The 13,944-nt window shown below is 41.8% G+C and carries 20 protein-coding genes and 1 pseudogene; 8 read left to right on the top strand and 13 right to left on the bottom strand.

Translation table 11 applies throughout. The features are described 5' to 3' along the window. Positions 1–939: 939 nt before the first annotated feature. Entirely contained in the window at positions 940–1,197 is a 258-nt protein-coding gene (locus GN241_09700) for a hypothetical protein (GenBank protein ID XAT57611.1), read from the top strand. Positions 1,198–1,627: 430 nt separating this feature from the next. Here GN241_09700 and GN241_09695 read toward each other — a convergent pair whose 3' ends face one another. Together GN241_09695 and GN241_09690 are read right to left on the bottom strand one after the other, a co-directional pair. Next, positions 1,628–1,912: a hypothetical protein gene (locus GN241_09695; protein XAT57610.1), complete on the bottom strand. Its 285-nt coding sequence runs from the start codon at positions 1,910–1,912 to the stop codon at positions 1,628–1,630. A 398-nt stretch (positions 1,913–2,310) separates the two neighbouring features. Next, positions 2,311–2,694 carry a hypothetical protein gene (locus tag GN241_09690; protein XAT57609.1) on the bottom strand — a complete coding sequence of 128 codons (384 nt, stop codon included), beginning with the start codon at positions 2,692–2,694 and terminating at the stop codon, positions 2,311–2,313. A 103-nt stretch (positions 2,695–2,797) separates the two neighbouring features. Between GN241_09690 and GN241_09685 the strand changes: the two genes are divergently transcribed. From GN241_09685 to GN241_09675, 3 genes are all read left to right on the top strand, one after another. Beyond that, positions 2,798–3,121, top strand: a complete 324-nt coding sequence (locus GN241_09685) for a hypothetical protein (GenBank protein XAT57608.1) — start codon at positions 2,798–2,800, stop codon at positions 3,119–3,121. Between the two features lie 143 nt (positions 3,122–3,264). Then, positions 3,265–3,810 (top strand): histidine phosphatase family protein, encoded by a 546-nt coding sequence (locus GN241_09680; GenBank protein XAT57607.1) that lies wholly within the window; start codon positions 3,265–3,267, stop codon positions 3,808–3,810. A 77-nt stretch (positions 3,811–3,887) separates the two neighbouring features. Next, positions 3,888–4,091, top strand: coding sequence for a hypothetical protein (locus GN241_09675; GenBank protein XAT57606.1), 204 nt, complete (start codon positions 3,888–3,890; stop codon positions 4,089–4,091). 4 nt (positions 4,092–4,095) lie between these two features. On the opposite strand, the gene GN241_09670 is transcribed toward GN241_09675, so the two are convergent. From GN241_09670 to GN241_09640, 7 genes and pseudogenes are all read right to left on the bottom strand, one after another. Then, positions 4,096–4,377 carry a hypothetical protein gene (locus GN241_09670; GenBank protein XAT59246.1) on the bottom strand — a complete coding sequence of 94 codons (282 nt, stop codon included), beginning with the start codon at positions 4,375–4,377 and terminating at the stop codon, positions 4,096–4,098. Positions 4,378–4,409: 32 nt separating this feature from the next. Next, positions 4,410–4,694 (bottom strand): annotated as a pseudogene (locus GN241_09665) (hypothetical protein). 129 nt (positions 4,695–4,823) lie between these two features. Continuing rightward, positions 4,824–5,168 carry a hypothetical protein gene (locus GN241_09660; GenBank protein ID XAT57605.1) on the bottom strand — a complete coding sequence of 115 codons (345 nt, stop codon included), beginning with the start codon at positions 5,166–5,168 and terminating at the stop codon, positions 4,824–4,826. 775 nt (positions 5,169–5,943) lie between these two features. Continuing rightward, positions 5,944–6,399 carry a GFA family protein gene (locus GN241_09655; protein XAT57604.1) on the bottom strand — a complete coding sequence of 152 codons (456 nt, stop codon included), beginning with the start codon at positions 6,397–6,399 and terminating at the stop codon, positions 5,944–5,946. Positions 6,400–6,407: 8 nt separating this feature from the next. Then, positions 6,408–6,704: a hypothetical protein gene (locus tag GN241_09650; protein XAT57603.1), complete on the bottom strand. Its 297-nt coding sequence runs from the start codon at positions 6,702–6,704 to the stop codon at positions 6,408–6,410. Positions 6,705–6,751: 47 nt separating this feature from the next. Next, positions 6,752–7,075 carry a hypothetical protein gene (locus GN241_09645; protein XAT57602.1) on the bottom strand — a complete coding sequence of 108 codons (324 nt, stop codon included), beginning with the start codon at positions 7,073–7,075 and terminating at the stop codon, positions 6,752–6,754. 196 nt (positions 7,076–7,271) lie between these two features. Next, positions 7,272–7,538 (bottom strand): transposase, encoded by a 267-nt coding sequence (locus GN241_09640; protein ID XAT57601.1) that lies wholly within the window; start codon positions 7,536–7,538, stop codon positions 7,272–7,274. A 328-nt stretch (positions 7,539–7,866) separates the two neighbouring features. Between GN241_09640 and GN241_09635 the strand changes: the two genes are divergently transcribed. Both GN241_09635 and GN241_09630 read left to right on the top strand, forming a co-directional pair. After that, positions 7,867–8,874: a nucleoside recognition domain-containing protein gene (locus tag GN241_09635; protein XAT57600.1), complete on the top strand. Its 1,008-nt coding sequence runs from the start codon at positions 7,867–7,869 to the stop codon at positions 8,872–8,874. A gap of 247 nt (positions 8,875–9,121) precedes the next feature. Beyond that, a complete protein-coding gene (locus tag GN241_09630) occupies positions 9,122–9,544 on the top strand; it encodes a phosphate starvation-inducible protein PhoH (protein XAT57599.1) in 423 nt (140 codons plus the stop codon). A 497-nt stretch (positions 9,545–10,041) separates the two neighbouring features. Here GN241_09630 and GN241_09625 read toward each other — a convergent pair whose 3' ends face one another. Continuing rightward, positions 10,042–10,275: a hypothetical protein gene (locus GN241_09625; GenBank protein XAT57598.1), complete on the bottom strand. Its 234-nt coding sequence runs from the start codon at positions 10,273–10,275 to the stop codon at positions 10,042–10,044. Between the two features lie 782 nt (positions 10,276–11,057). Further along, entirely contained in the window at positions 11,058–11,408 is a 351-nt protein-coding gene (locus tag GN241_09620) for a hypothetical protein (protein ID XAT57597.1), read from the bottom strand. 414 nt (positions 11,409–11,822) lie between these two features. Between GN241_09620 and GN241_09615 the strand changes: the two genes are divergently transcribed. Continuing rightward, positions 11,823–12,380, top strand: coding sequence for a VOC family protein (locus tag GN241_09615; protein ID XAT57596.1), 558 nt, complete (start codon positions 11,823–11,825; stop codon positions 12,378–12,380). A 90-nt stretch (positions 12,381–12,470) separates the two neighbouring features. Here the strand turns inward: GN241_09615 and GN241_09610 are convergent, their stop codons facing one another. Both GN241_09610 and GN241_09605 read right to left on the bottom strand, forming a co-directional pair. Further along, a complete protein-coding gene (locus GN241_09610) occupies positions 12,471–12,698 on the bottom strand; it encodes a hypothetical protein (GenBank protein XAT57595.1) in 228 nt (75 codons plus the stop codon). Between the two features lie 117 nt (positions 12,699–12,815). Continuing rightward, positions 12,816–13,154: a hypothetical protein gene (locus tag GN241_09605; GenBank protein XAT57594.1), complete on the bottom strand. Its 339-nt coding sequence runs from the start codon at positions 13,152–13,154 to the stop codon at positions 12,816–12,818. A gap of 50 nt (positions 13,155–13,204) precedes the next feature. On the opposite strand from GN241_09605, the gene GN241_09600 reads away from it, so the two are divergent. Continuing rightward, positions 13,205–13,444 (top strand): hypothetical protein, encoded by a 240-nt coding sequence (locus GN241_09600; protein ID XAT57593.1) that lies wholly within the window; start codon positions 13,205–13,207, stop codon positions 13,442–13,444. Positions 13,445–13,944: the final 500 nt, after the last annotated feature.

The following is a 13,944-nucleotide window of genomic DNA, read 5'->3' as shown; positions in this document are numbered from 1 at the left end:
GCCATGCCCAATACTGTATCTTTGCGCTATTTCAAAACCAGCCCCGAGATCCTCCAACTTGCAGTTATGCTTTATGTGAGATTTCCACAAATACATAGTAAAAATTAACCCATTGTTTTCATTATATTATTTTTAGAAAAAAACGTGAGTTTCAAAACGGGTTTCAAAAACACCCTGGAAATTGAACTTTTTACAATTTGATTGAAATTTATATTTATTGCCGGCGAGGAAAGTTATCAAACTGTCTGCTATCGGTCAAACTGGCTTGTCCCCAAATTCGCAAACAAGGTTTAAAGGCAAAGGGCAGATGCTTGGGCTAATTAGTCTGACAGCACCAATTTTAGAACAAGACTAGTGATCAAAACTTAAGCAAGTTGATGGAAATTTAAAATTGTGACGTTAGGTAACGTTTTGAAACTTAGATAGACGAGGCACTCTTCAAAACTGAAGCGTTTATTACCAGTAAATGTTTCACGGGCTGGCCTTCGCTAATGGTTGGGGAAGCCAGCCGAAGCCTTCTGTTCATAATGCCTCCTCGCATTATGGAGTGACATGTTCCCACTGGCTGGCTAATTCTGGGTTTGAGTGGCCAGCCTTTTTTTCGTCTTCATTCCGAAACATAAAGTGCTACAGATTGCTTTCAAAATAAAAAAGCCGTATTTGATCTTAACGGGATATTGGGTTTAGCCACCCAAAAGTTGGAAAAATAGCGATGGAAAAAAAATGTACCTGTGGGCGCTCACTCACAGATGAATGCGTTGGATGGGGGAACCTGTCTCATTCAGAGTGGCAAACAAAAAAGATCATTGCAGAAGCACAGAGTGAAGCGGAACCGTTTGAAGAAGAGCTTCTACGTTTGATCTTTCCAGACGGAAAATTTTGAACGCCCTTTTACTGAATTTTCATTTACTGTCGCCGAACCAGAGCTAGGCTTGTTTTATGTTGACTATCTCTCAAAATATTTATCTCGCAGTGGCCTGGCTTTGGCTGATAAGCGTTTTTGCAGGTTTTTATATTTTACTAACCAATGGTATCGCATGGTCAGCATTCAGTAATTTTGAAGAGCAAGTTTATAGTTCAGAAACTTTAAAATATCATTTTCATCGTATGATGCTGGGCTTTTACATCCTTATCATCGATTTGTTATGTTTCATTCTATTTAGAATTTGGCTTCTGCTCAATAAAACTGAGGTGTAAAAGGTTTCTGGTGGGGGTAGGCCACCATCTTTCCCTGTTGGCTACACAAAAAGTCGATCCCGATGAACTCCAGACACCGTTGAACCTAACCCCCGGTCACTCTGATATACATAAAGTTTACGCTAGGTAATGCGACCAATTAGCATTACATTAACTCGCCACAAAATAACCCACCACAAAATCCGCGATCTGGCCGTCTGGTGTTCTGAGTTTGTTTGGGTTTCATAAGTTGCGTGTGAGGGGGTGATAACTCTGACAACTAGTTATCAAGGATATCAATGTAATCAGGGAGGAGCACAGAGTAGCGATAACCGTGCAACTCTTGTCTGCGATAATCCCAGCCATACTGCTAGCGCTGTTGAGGGCGGGGCTAGATCGGCTTTAATGGCTGTTGGCGTTAAGGGGCTGATCGCTCAGCCCGCTCATTAAATTACATACTTACGAATGCAGAACCTTTAACGTCAGAAACCATCCTGACCGGCAGCGTTGATGCGGCTTGACCTCGAATTTCAGCAATCTTTGCCAGAGCAGCCGTTCCAGTTGCTTCATCTTTATACTTGGTTACAACGCACATTGTATTGTCCCCGGTTTTAACAAAATCGACTGAACTAGCACCCACAGCCATAATCATTGGGCCAAATTTATCTTTAGCAATTGCTTCCATTTCATGTGTCCATTCATCGGCTTCCCAGTGCGAAATTGTGTAGTATGACATTTTTTTCTCCCTAGTTGTGACTTCAATCATAGAAAAGCAGTGATCCGTTTCTGTCAAATATTACGCCACGAAAGATAATACCAAAATGACATGCGGCCAAAAGATTTGTGTATTTATTGAGGCTTACTGTCTATTCCCAGAGGGCGCTCAAGTTGGTCAGCCGATCAAGCTGATGAAGTTCCAGCGCAAGTTTATTCTGGATGTGTTTGACAACGCGCATGGCAGAATCTGGAGCGCTTGAGCAAAGCGATCCCGCGGGCAACCGCAAGCTGCATAAATCAAAAAGCTGCGCAAAGATTGATGGTTCGATGGCGCTGGCCATGGCTCTTGGGCAATGAGCGCAGAAGATATGACCGTACCAACGAGCCTATGGGATAACCAGAGTTAAAATCGGTGGATTAGGCTTCAGACATAATAGAAAGAATTGGTCCCATAGTTTCTTCAACCATTGAGTGACCAGTTTCTTTAATTGTTTGTTTGCGCATTTCTTGACGCCTTGCGTTTTCTTCCTGAGCGTCTGCCTCAGAAGAATAGATAATAACTGACTGATGCGTGTTTTCATCAACCTTAAACCAGATAATGTCTTCTGCTTTAGTATTTGATCTATGCTCACGATGCCATTCTTGCATGGTTTCTGCGCTTGGAACGCCTTCTGGCCAAGACCACTTTGTGTGAACTGCATACTTCGCCATTTCAATCTCTCTTTTGTAAAAGATAACTCTAGGAAACCACAGCAAGGGTCTTTTTGACAACTTTAAAAAGTCGGCTTGAGTTTCGATCACCTTCTAATCTTCATATGCCGCAGGATTGTGTAAGGCTTTCTGAGACATTTGAGACTCCAAATATTTTTGGCTCGTGTTATCCTGAGCCAAACAGGGGGATATAATGAAGAAACATTTTATGTGTACGCATGCATTTTTCGACGACGATGCAAAGCAGGCTTTTGAAGATGCTTCAATAGGCATGACTGATCGTCAGATTTTTGAAATGATGAAAGGTGAAAAAGCGGAAATGTTGAGTCATTGGCGCGGAAATGACGACTTTTTCTTTTGCCATTGGTATGCGGAAGATGAGGACGCTATCATCGATCACTTGGACAAAGTTGGGTTTAATACGCTGATGAATACATTACCCAATGAAATGCCCATATATATGGCGCATGACAAAATCACTGACAAAACAGCTGAAGAGATGGTGAAAGAAAATTAAACCCATGCGCACAGTCCTGATAGAATTTTTTTTGATGACATTCGTAACGCAGGTGGGAGCGGATGATGCTCAGGCTTTTTAAGTTCCTAGGCAAAACTCTCTTATTCAAAACAGCAATCTCTTGGCGCTAGGAAATATCAAATATGTCAATTTATCTCATTAGACACGCTCAATCAGCCTTCAATGCGGTTCACGATCCAAATAAGCCAGACCCCATGATATTCGACGCTCCTATTACAGAAGTTGGAGAAGCTCAGGCTAAGCAGGCTCGAATTGAAGTTGAAAAACTTGACATTAAACACCTTATCGTTTCGCCCTTCACTAGGACATTGCAAACCGCTCAATTGATTTTTGAAAATAGATTGCCGTTTCAAATTAACGCGGTAGTACGTGAGCAACTCGTCAACAGCTGCGATGTAGGAAGCCCGCCAGATAAACTTATAAAAGAGTTTCCCCATCTGAGTTTTGATCATTTGGATGAATGTTGGTGGCATGACGGAGAAAAAGATCACCGAGGGATTGCAGTTGAGCCTGAAGAGGTTTTGATGGAGAGAGCGAACGGGTTTGCCGAATATATCAGGCGTGAAAGTATTCACTCTACGGCAATTGTTTCTCATGGTAACTTCATTCGAGCATTGACAGGAATTAAGCCTCAAAACTGTGAAATAATTGAGTTCAATCCCCAATAGTTTAAGGTAATAACCCCAGCTATTTAATGGAAACAAAAATCGGCTGACCTATTAAGAAAGTCAGCCAGCTACTCACCATGAAACGCGAGGGAACGCATATTGGTGCGGAAACTACTGCCGCGCGTTATGATGGCCGTGATGTACTACGCATATCTGGACGCCTTAAACTGGTTTATGACGCTACCGCCAGAGCCGTGACATCCCAAGCCACTGCGCTGAACGCGACTGTGACGGGTGCCATGACAGGTGCCTTTGCGGTTTGGCTGGGGCATGAGAAGTAATTAATTAAAATACGTTAAATTTTCCTACAGCAGAAATTATTTCCTGACTGTCGATGTCAACGCCAGCATCAATGCGCATTTGTCTTACCTCTGGATCAGAAATAAATGCTTCAACGCCTTCCATAGTTGCAACCTCTCCAACATCATAGATTGAAGTGCCGTCCTCGCTTTCAGTTGCGAAAATTAACTTTAATCCATGTTTGTCCATTTGCGGCTTGAGGCTGTCTACTAGCTTTAGCCAATCTTCAAAACTGCACGTTTTTTTAAACGAGGCTAGAAATCGCATACCCATTTTATTTTTCTCCTCAGAAATAGGCTTTAACCCAACCAGTAATCACCGATTGGCGTAATAATTGTGGTCGATGAGACATCAGCGCCTGCTTCTTCACGGGCTTTTTTGACATCTTCTCTAAGCCCAAATGTCTGCATGAACTCAGGGTTTGGGACGTCCATCATTACATAGACGGAAGTTTCATCTGGATTGGTGGCAGCCCAAATAATCTTTGCTCCTTCTGATCCAGAAAACTCTTCCATTTTTTTTGCCATCTTGGTCCAAGTTTAAAAACCTTTTGAGATTTTTACTGTGACTAACATGCTTGGCATTTTGTTCTTCCTCTTGAAAATTTTTAGCAAATAAAATTTAACCAAAGGCTCCCAAAATGAAAGAATTACTTAGCGGCATTATAGGCCCAGACAGGTGCCTTTGCGGTTTGGCTCGGGCATAGAAAGTAATCAGCTTAAAGTTTCTTTGAAATCTTCTATTGTTTCTCGATAAACTATTGAACGCCAAGCACGCCCTTTTTTCTTCATGCAAACGTGCGTAACCAGTTCATCGCCTTCTTCCCAACGCCATTCGGTAACTTGTCTATTTTCGTGAACTAAGGATGTTCTACGGCTTTGGTCTTGCCTTTTTGCATAGGCTCCACTTGATGAAAACTCTTCCATATTAGTTATCCAATCATCCATCGTTATAAGTTCGGTATCCCGAATGAACATGAACTCAGGATCGTGAAGTTTTTTAAATTCTTCTTCATTCCAATTTAGCATAACGGCTTGGATTTTTTCGCTGAAGCTCATTTGCATCTCTCCTTTTTAGTTTTCCAAACCGTAACAAAAGGCTCTTAAAATGAAAGAATTACTTAGCGGCCTTTGTCGCCCAGTTACTGGTATAGTTAATGAAGTGATGCCGAGAGGCGATAATGCTACGCCCCTAGCGCATTGAGTATCCACGATGGACAAGCAGGTGCCTGTGAGCGTCGCTGTTAAGGTGCCTACTGAAATTAATAATTAATAGCTCAATATCTCCCCCAAACACATCAATCAGCTCCTTCACAGCGATAATTCCGACGTGTCCGCACCTACAATTTAAAACAATGTGATTATTTCATATTGACCAAAGCAGCACCATGTTCTACCTTTGTTCTCAAAGCCTAAACTTTGCAAGACGAAAGTATCTCGGTTCCTACCTGCCCTCAGATACTGTTCTTACAGCCCCCTCAGTCAATTCTGCGGGGGCTTTTTTTGTTTATAGCTCGGTCTCGGCACTCAATTTTCTCCTAGTACCGTTCTCTCTACCAAATCGACCATTGTAATGCCGTCTGATGTGGCTTTTCCGCAAAATTCATTTAATCCAGCCATGTCTCGTAAATAGGCTTTTTTATCTGGATAAAGCGTAAAAGAACCTGAATGATTGTCGTCTATTTTGTACCAATATGCTCTTTCTCAATCCGCAATATTTCATTTCTTGTCTCTTCCAAAACTGATGTTTTTAAAAACTACCGGGTTGCAGGGGGGAGACAATCCCAGCTACGATTTTTACGACCCAGACAGTTTTTTGCTCTGCAGGGGTTTTTTATTGTTTGGAATTAACTTCCTTGAATTCTGGATCGTCCTCGGTTCGATATTGAGGTAAGCTATCATGTATTATTTCCCACGGTATTTGACTTTCAATCCCAAGATGACAGCCATTTGGTTGCCAATTTTCGGGATCGTCGAGGGTTCCAACAAAAACTGCATCTAGAGTTTCGTAGGAAAATATTACCGGACTGCCGCAGTCTGAGCAAAAACCCCTTTTTGCAATATCAGAAGATTTATAAAATTTTGGTGATCCAGATACAAATTCTAGATAACCTTTTTCAAAAGCTACGAAAATTGCTGAGGGATTCCCATATGCTTTTTGGCACATTCTGCAGTGGCAGATAGAAATCCATTTAGGTTTACTGGCAGATAGAAATTTTATTTTTTTGCAGAGGCATCCACCTGTTATTGGCTCATCTTTATTTACAACTCTGGTGTCTGGCATCTGCATTTCTCTTTTTATTCCATAACTGCATTAGGCCGATCATCCATCACTTCGCCATGAAATGCGAATATATCATGCACATGCTCTGCCACAGCTTCAAAAAAGGTTTCAATAATGGCTTTTGCCTCGTCTGCGATTTCTTCAGTTTCATAAGTCGCCAATAGCAAAAGTGAATTTTCTGATGTTCTGATGCTGGTTCTGCTTAGCGCGTTATGCACGTTATCAGGCCACCACTTGGACCACTTATTTCTAAACATGATCAAATCTTCTTTAGATTTACATTCAACGTTCACAACTCGTCCATATGCCATGAGTCGCTCCTTTTATGCCCCTTTCGCACAAGGCGGAGGGGACTTTCTTAACCTCTACTGTCGAAAACAAGTTTTGGCATTGGTGGAGGTGGAGAATTTACATCTAACCCGTGTACATCTTTTGCAAATTCCGCAAAGTCTGCTGGCATGTTTTGCATTATCTTAGCAAAACTCGCTTCAGGGTCGTGTCCCTCGAAGGTTAAGATTACAAAATCACCGGCTGGTGTCTCTTGCAAAAATGATCTTTCGTGTACGCCTGCATCTTCTCTTGATGCTGCAAAGTTTGGATCATTGGTTACTTGATCCATCATTGCTTGCCATTGTTCTTTTTTGCCGGCCAATATGGGCATGCACATTGCAATAATTGCCATCTTAATTTCCTCTTATCTTGAACCCCGATCGTAATTTGAGTTTGCTGTCCAATTTAGCAGTTGCCAAGACTGACCTTGCGTAAAACTCATTCTAATTAACGCTGCTAGGCGGCCGCTGGTGATCGAAAATAAGTATCGCCACCGTAAATCCGATCAAACTATAACATCTGGCGCTTAGCCGCCGCTTTGAACCGCTTTAAAATCCAATTACTTGGATCAGCTTGTCGAGCTGCAGCTTTGTGAGGATCTCCTTTAAACGCTCGTTCTCTTTACGAAGAGCACGCATCTCTGAAAGCTGGGAGCGTACTAAACCGCCAAACTTCTTACGCCAATGGTAATAGGTCTTATCTGAAATCCTAGCCTTACGGCAGGAACTCACGACATCCAGACCATCATATAAATATACGTCAATCTCACGCAAAACCTTTAGAGCATCTTCGTCCGAATACCGTTTCCGTGCCATCCTTAAAACCTCCTGTGACCATTAACTGATGGCATGGTTTTAGGGGGCTAAGCCATTCGTTATGAGAGTTTTATTTTCGTTTTTTGCAGTTTTCTCCAAAAGAAGTTAATAAATTAAAATTTAATATATTAAGCGCCAGCAATCCTCCCAATCCCGTTAAATGAGGTTTAACTTAGGAGAGTTTAACCAATAGTGATTCATAAGCTCGCAGATAACTGCATTATCGTAAAGTATAAGGCTTGAAACATCTCGTAATAATTTTTAAGCGCTTGTGCTTTTAGGTTTAGAAACACGGCTCATAAATAGGAACATTCGTGACAAAAGAGAAATGACCTTATTTTCGATTGATCTCAAAGAACTGGCTGAGGACATCGTTTCAGTTTCCTGGTCCTTATTTCGCGTAATGATTCCTACTTTGATCGTGGTAAAAATTGCGCAAGACTTGGGTGCTGTGGATATTCTTGATATTTGGCTCCAACCGATCACTGAATTTATTGGCTTGCCTACCGCGTTGTCTATTGTACTGACAACGACAATGCTCACAAACCCCTATGCTGGCTTGATCGTTCTGGCATCTATTGACATGATCAGCGACCTTAGTGTCGCTGAAACAAGTATACTTGCGAGCTTCATGTTATTCGCCCATGCTTTGCCAGTTGAGGCTGTGATTTCTCGACAGGCGGGTACAAAAATAATTTTCGTTGTCTGCTTGCGCGTTTTAACGGCTGTTATTTTTTGTTTTTTACTGAATCAAGTTTTAACAAACTTTGATTTATTGCAACATAAAGCAATGATACATCTACCAGAATTTCAAGTTACGCCATCTTGGTTCGAATGGAGTGTGGATCAAGTCAAAGGTCTGATCTTTATTCAAATTGTGATAATTGTGTTATTAACGGCGCTGGCAATCCTCAAGATCGTCGGCATTGAAAGGCTTATAGCGCTTTGTATGCGGCCTTTTTTGAATTTAATTAAGATAGATGAAAATGCTTCGACAATTATGGTTGTTGGATTAACCCTAGGCTTAGGTTTTGGTGGTGGTTTAATGATCAAAGAGGTAAAGGCTGGCCATGTAAATAAGATGCAGGCTTTAAGTGCCTTGGTTTTTATTAATTTATTTCACTCGGTTTTTGAAGATACAGCTCTGATGATGCTTTTGGGGCCCAGTTTGCTGGTGATCTTAGTCCTACGCTTTTTATTTTGTGTGCTGGTTGCCTTTCTCTTGATTACGGCCTTCAGGATCTTAGCTTGGCCAATTGTTGAATGGGCGTGCGTGAATTCCAAAAGCTTCCCATCAACTGCGAACGGTCATCCAGATCGAGAGGCCATTTTTTAGAAATAAGAGGGCGCGCGCGGAATGCTTCCCGAAAAAGTCAGTTCTGCCCTGCTTCTATTGGGATGACGGGCGCGTCAGAATAAACCTACTTGCTCAGCATAGACTGTGAACTTAGCTCCTTAGCTATGCTTTATGTAAGGTTTCCACTTTCACTTAGGAAAGTTGAAGATCTTCTTCATGAACACGGCGTAGCAACAAAATACGCCATCATAGTGGACATGATGCGTCGAAGGTTTACCTTTGCGCCATGGAAAAGATAAGAAAATTGAAACTTGACTGGTATAATTTCATCACTTTGATGGAAAAATCGCTGCTTGTCGTAATTGCATTTTTAACCGCCTACGCCGTTTTAGTTGAGATTATATCAGTGGTGTCTATCCGTGCAGTGAAGCTGACCGATCTTTTGTTATTGTTTATTTATGCTGAGGTTTTAGGAATGGTCGCCGCATTTTATAAATATAGGAAGATCCCGATAACAGTTCCAATTTTTATAGCAATAACAGCGCTTTGCCGTTTGATTATATTGCAAGGCAAGGGAATAAATACCATTGATTTACTGTATGAAAGTAGCGCTATCTTGCTGCTGGCAGTGTCAGCGTTGGTGATCCGCTGGAATTTGGTAAACTTGATCCGTCCAGGATCCGCTGCTGATGTAAAAGAGCGCGATTAGGCTAGCCGCGCATTTACAAATCGCAGGTCAAAACACCGGCTATGGGTAATTGTCCAGCATGATCAACATCCTATTTGTTTGTATCGAAAATAATTAAATTTATTTGAACTATCTGCTCAAACATATTTTTATTTAAGTTACCGTCTGATGATTAAACACATGCGGCAAAGAAAGCCTATCGCTTGATCTTTCGGCGTAGAGGGTCGGTCAGATTTTACATTTCCCTGCTCTATTTGAGGCTTGTTTTTAGATCTATACTGAAACACTTGATCAAAAAGCCTACACACTTCTATGGTCTTTTCGAATGTTTTTCACCAACCATTGAATTCCCAATCGCTTTCTTTTCATCCTCCGTTATCGCAATAAATACCCACCAAAAAAATCGTATAGCTAGTATATCAGCATAGAAAATGATTGTGCGTTCTCCTAGCCAATGTGCCGCGATTAAATTGGAAATTGCTTAAAAAATGCTGACGTGTTTGGCGCTGAGGGTTAGCCTAACGATCTAAAGTGCCAGGGAATATTCTCGTGCATTCACCTTTGGCCATATAGAACTCGGCTGTTTTGGCCACATCAACTTCGTAAGACTGAGCATAGTGGCGGTAAGTTACGCAGTCTGGGCTGCGATCTCGCAACTCTTGCTGGCGGTCAAAGTAACGAGGGATAAAGAGGTTTCCAGCTGCAACTATAAACGCGGCAAAAACTAAGATGAAAGTTTGCAAATAGGTCATGGACGCCTCTAGATTTTGTATCGTTTTAAAATAAAGGCGGGGGGTAGTCCACTCGCTTAAAGCCAGGAGCAAGAACCCTGCATCCACATTAAACTTTCTTCGCGTTTACGAAAAAGCTTCTACTTAAAACCAAATGAGAACATGAGAGACCATCGTATAGGAGTTTTGTAAAACAAAGGAGAAAAATTTCTGATATACCTTTAAATTGACACATATATGGCAAGCTTAAAACAGAGTCAGAAAAAGAAAAACAACGAGATCAAAACAAGTCTACCTTTGTGGAAATAGGACGTGTTTGTGCCATCAGTGATCGCATTCCATTGCCTGCTGGTATGGAGCTAGGTAGCGAGGCTGAGATAATAATCAGGCACCAGTTCGCCCGCGCCAGCGCGAGGTCAGGCAGGCGTGATCTGGACGTCACCTTATCAGCGAAAATTGTAAAGATGGACGCTGACATCCACGCTGCTCAGAGTGAGCTGGATGACTTGGGGATGATGATTGAGAATAAACGCTGGGTGCAAATTGCAAAACCGTTTCTATCGGCACTCGATAGGTTTGAGCGGCGCCAGATTCTTGTCTTCCGTCGAAAATCGCGAAACCAATCGGACTCTGTTCTCTGCTCGATTAATGGCGCGGCTAAGGTAGATTGAGGGGCTGGAGCAGCTTTAAAGGGTGTTGGTGTTTAGAGGCTGATAACTCAGTCCGGTCATTTATGTTTAAATCAGCGATTGAAACCTCCTATTAATTTTTGGCTAAATACCTTGTGATTCAATATAATCCCCTCATGGCCCTTCATATGGGCTACCAAATAAAACAAATTCTATTGGTTCCAGCATTGAGAAGATATTTTTCATTGCCTCAATTTCTCCAACATTAGCGCCGTGCACCGCACCTGCGTTAGAGTTTAAGTAACGTTCAAAGACATAGAGCATATTATTTTCAATCAGATAAAGTTCATAATTTGTTACACAAGTTTCAGTTTTTGTTATTTCAACAAGTGAACAGATAACTGCTTTCAAAGCATCAATATCTTCAGTGAGTACCGTTGCTTTGATGTAGCAATGCACGCTCTTGGAAGCTAATGCATTATCTTCAGCTTGGGCGTTTACTGCGAAGAACAAACTTGCAAGCAAATTTACAACTGTTTTTTCATGATTTTACTACGTCAAATTTAGGATTTAAGTGATTGCGTTCGCCAGATCCCTATTAAAGCTTTCTTTCAACTTGTTTTTTTGACGGTTAAAAATAATGGTCATAAGATCAAAAGTTAGGCAGATTTTTTGAGCATTAATAGGTTGTCCTAGAAGGCGCTCAGCTTGGTTAGCCTTTCACGCTGAAAAAGTTCCAGCGGAAGTTATTTTGGACGCGTTTGATAACCCTCATGGTAGCCTCACCTTTGATTGTAAGTGGTTAGGAAGAATAGAAACTGTAATTTCTGGCGTGTTACAGGAAGCGCTCTAGATTATGAATGGTAATGACTGGCTCAACCCTCAGTCGTTAGATGAAGCCTGTAAAATTAAAATTTTTATCAAGGAGCAAATTAAATAATGCGCAAGATACAAGCTCAAGGGATACATCATATCACTTTGACTGGTGCAGACCGCCAAACCTCGATTGATTTTTGGGAAGGTTTGTTGGGCTTTGCTTTAATATTTGACCAACCTAATTTAGATGATCCTTCTCAAGGCCATCTCTATTTTGCCGCCGGTCATGGCCAAACCATCACAGTTTTTACGGATGAAAGCCGAAAGCCATCGGGAACTTTGCTAAAAGATCAGATAGGGGCCGTGCATCATCTCGCCTTCTCCGTGTCACGCGTGGTCCTGACCCAAATCAGCGATCGATTAAAGGAGCGCGGCATCAAGCATACCTCGGTTAAAGACCGCGGATTTATGAACAGCATATATTTTCATGACCCGCTCGGGTTGCGTGTTGAGCTGGCATGTTACCGGTTTGAACCGCCAGAAGGGTCAACGCATGCTGACGTTTTGGCCGAGGCGCACCGCCTGCGCGTTGCGAATGGTGATCCGGCGATTGCGGACATTCACCTTGCCGATGCTATTGAAAATATCACTGCGAAACGTCAGCCGCGGATGCTAGAATAAAAAAGAACAATGGCTTTCTCTGTGACTGTCGCGGGAGCGATGAGCGGAGCCTTTGCCATTGGGTTGGGACCTAAGAAGTAAGCCGCAGGTTTAAAATTGTGGCTCTGAAAAAACAACTTCACCCGTGAGATTGAAGCTATCCCAAGTGCGAGCCGCTTTTACTGTACCAGACCATTTTGAAAGCCTTTCAAAAACAATATCTGCATCTTCTTCATTGCGATAAATATTACATATTACCAAGGAGGTTTCGTCAGTTTTAATAAGCGTTCGCTGGATAGCCTCTTGTGCAAGCTCACTGGTTTCGGTTTGATATTTCAAAACCTATAATTCTAAATCTTCTGCAGTTTCAAAACTGAAATGCAAAATGCGGGCAATGGGTGAATTCATCCTCGCTGCTCCTTTTTAGTTTGGTTGGGGGATAGGAAATGATTAAATTCAAACTTCCTCTAAGTCTTCTAAAGGCACTCGGTTTACGTTTGACCGCCAAGCCAAACCTTTCTTTTTTAAAACAACGAGAGTAATTAGATCGCCGTCTCCTTCCCACCGTAATTCACATACATGTTCATTTTCATGCACTAAAGATGTTTTTCTTCGGTCTTTTGTATCTTTGAGAAAATCACCACTGACGACCCATTTTTCCATTTTATCCGCCCAGTCATCTAATGTAACAAGTTCAGTTTCGCGAATGAACATGTGATCCGGATGATGAATTTTTTTAAATTCTTCTTTGTTCCAATTATCCATGACAGCGCGGGATTTTTGAATGAAGCTCATTTTTATCTCTCCTTTTTAGCTGGCTAAAAGCGTAACCAAAGGCTTCTAAAATGAAAGAATTACTTAGCGGCCTCATAGGCCCAGAGACTGGTATCATGAATAAAGTGGTGCCGAATGGTGATAATGCTGCGCGCTTGGGGCATGAAAAGCCCACGATGGGCAAGCATGCGTCTGCGAGGCGTCTTTCTACAGAACATTGGGCTGGAAGGCATAACCGCTATATCAGCGTACTAGGCCCATTTATGATTGGTATCTATAATCTTGCTGCCCTTCGAGGCTTTAAACTGTAGCCGCCGCAAAATTTGTTGGTTGTATTTTTTCAAGCGCAAGAAGCGCGAACTCTTAAACTTGTAAATCATGATCGACCCTCGCGATGATCCTAAGCTTGTGACAAACTTCTAATATTTATCAAAGACCAAAAGAACATTTCTTGATCATAAAATTACTTTTGCTGAGTGTATTACACAATCAGTACTGAACAGTTTTTTCGATTGCTTTGAGAGGGTTGCGGTGGCGTTACCTTTTTGATGCGCTGCGAATTCCTGTGCTGATAAATAGAACGCTTCGACCAGTTTTTTAAGCCTTATCTATACCTCACAAATTTTTATATCCGACTTACGATTTTGAATTTGAAAAGGAGCATATCATGGATGAAAAAAAATGTACCTGCGGACGATCACCAAATGATAATTGCATCGGTTGGCATCTGTTGACCGAAGAAGAGTATCTAAACAAAAAATCTGCCTATGAGGCAAAAAGCGCCGTGAAGCATAACATAAAGGATCTTGAA

The organism is Rhodobacteraceae bacterium IMCC1335 (assembly GCA_039640495.1).
GTDB lineage: Bacteria > Pseudomonadota > Alphaproteobacteria > Rhodobacterales > Rhodobacteraceae > Thalassovivens.
This window is presented reverse-complemented; position numbering and strand designations above follow the sequence as displayed.

Coding starts and splice junctions, on each gene's coding strand:
- GN241_09700 (XAT57611.1), top strand. CDS start 940: ATGTTGACTATCTCTCAAAATATTTATCTCGCAGTGGCCTGGCTTTGG.
- GN241_09695 (XAT57610.1), bottom strand. CDS start 1,912: ATGTCATACTACACAATTTCGCACTGGGAAGCCGATGAATGGACACAT.
- GN241_09685 (XAT57608.1), top strand. CDS start 2,798: ATGAAGAAACATTTTATGTGTACGCATGCATTTTTCGACGACGATGCA.
- GN241_09680 (XAT57607.1), top strand. CDS start 3,265: ATGTCAATTTATCTCATTAGACACGCTCAATCAGCCTTCAATGCGGTT.
- GN241_09675 (XAT57606.1), top strand. CDS start 3,888: ATGAAACGCGAGGGAACGCATATTGGTGCGGAAACTACTGCCGCGCGT.
- GN241_09670 (XAT59246.1), bottom strand. CDS start 4,377: ATGCGATTTCTAGCCTCGTTTAAAAAAACGTGCAGTTTTGAAGATTGG.
- GN241_09660 (XAT57605.1), bottom strand. CDS start 5,168: ATGAGCTTCAGCGAAAAAATCCAAGCCGTTATGCTAAATTGGAATGAA.
- GN241_09655 (XAT57604.1), bottom strand. CDS start 6,399: ATGCAGATGCCAGACACCAGAGTTGTAAATAAAGATGAGCCAATAACA.
- GN241_09650 (XAT57603.1), bottom strand. CDS start 6,704: ATGGCATATGGACGAGTTGTGAACGTTGAATGTAAATCTAAAGAAGAT.
- GN241_09645 (XAT57602.1), bottom strand. CDS start 7,075: ATGGCAATTATTGCAATGTGCATGCCCATATTGGCCGGCAAAAAAGAA.
- GN241_09640 (XAT57601.1), bottom strand. CDS start 7,538: ATGGCACGGAAACGGTATTCGGACGAAGATGCTCTAAAGGTTTTGCGT.
- GN241_09635 (XAT57600.1), top strand. CDS start 7,867: ATGACCTTATTTTCGATTGATCTCAAAGAACTGGCTGAGGACATCGTT.
- GN241_09630 (XAT57599.1), top strand. CDS start 9,122: ATGGAAAAGATAAGAAAATTGAAACTTGACTGGTATAATTTCATCACT.
- GN241_09625 (XAT57598.1), bottom strand. CDS start 10,275: ATGACCTATTTGCAAACTTTCATCTTAGTTTTTGCCGCGTTTATAGTT.
- GN241_09615 (XAT57596.1), top strand. CDS start 11,823: ATGCGCAAGATACAAGCTCAAGGGATACATCATATCACTTTGACTGGT.
- GN241_09605 (XAT57594.1), bottom strand. CDS start 13,154: ATGAGCTTCATTCAAAAATCCCGCGCTGTCATGGATAATTGGAACAAA.
- GN241_09600 (XAT57593.1), top strand. CDS start 13,205: ATGAAAGAATTACTTAGCGGCCTCATAGGCCCAGAGACTGGTATCATG.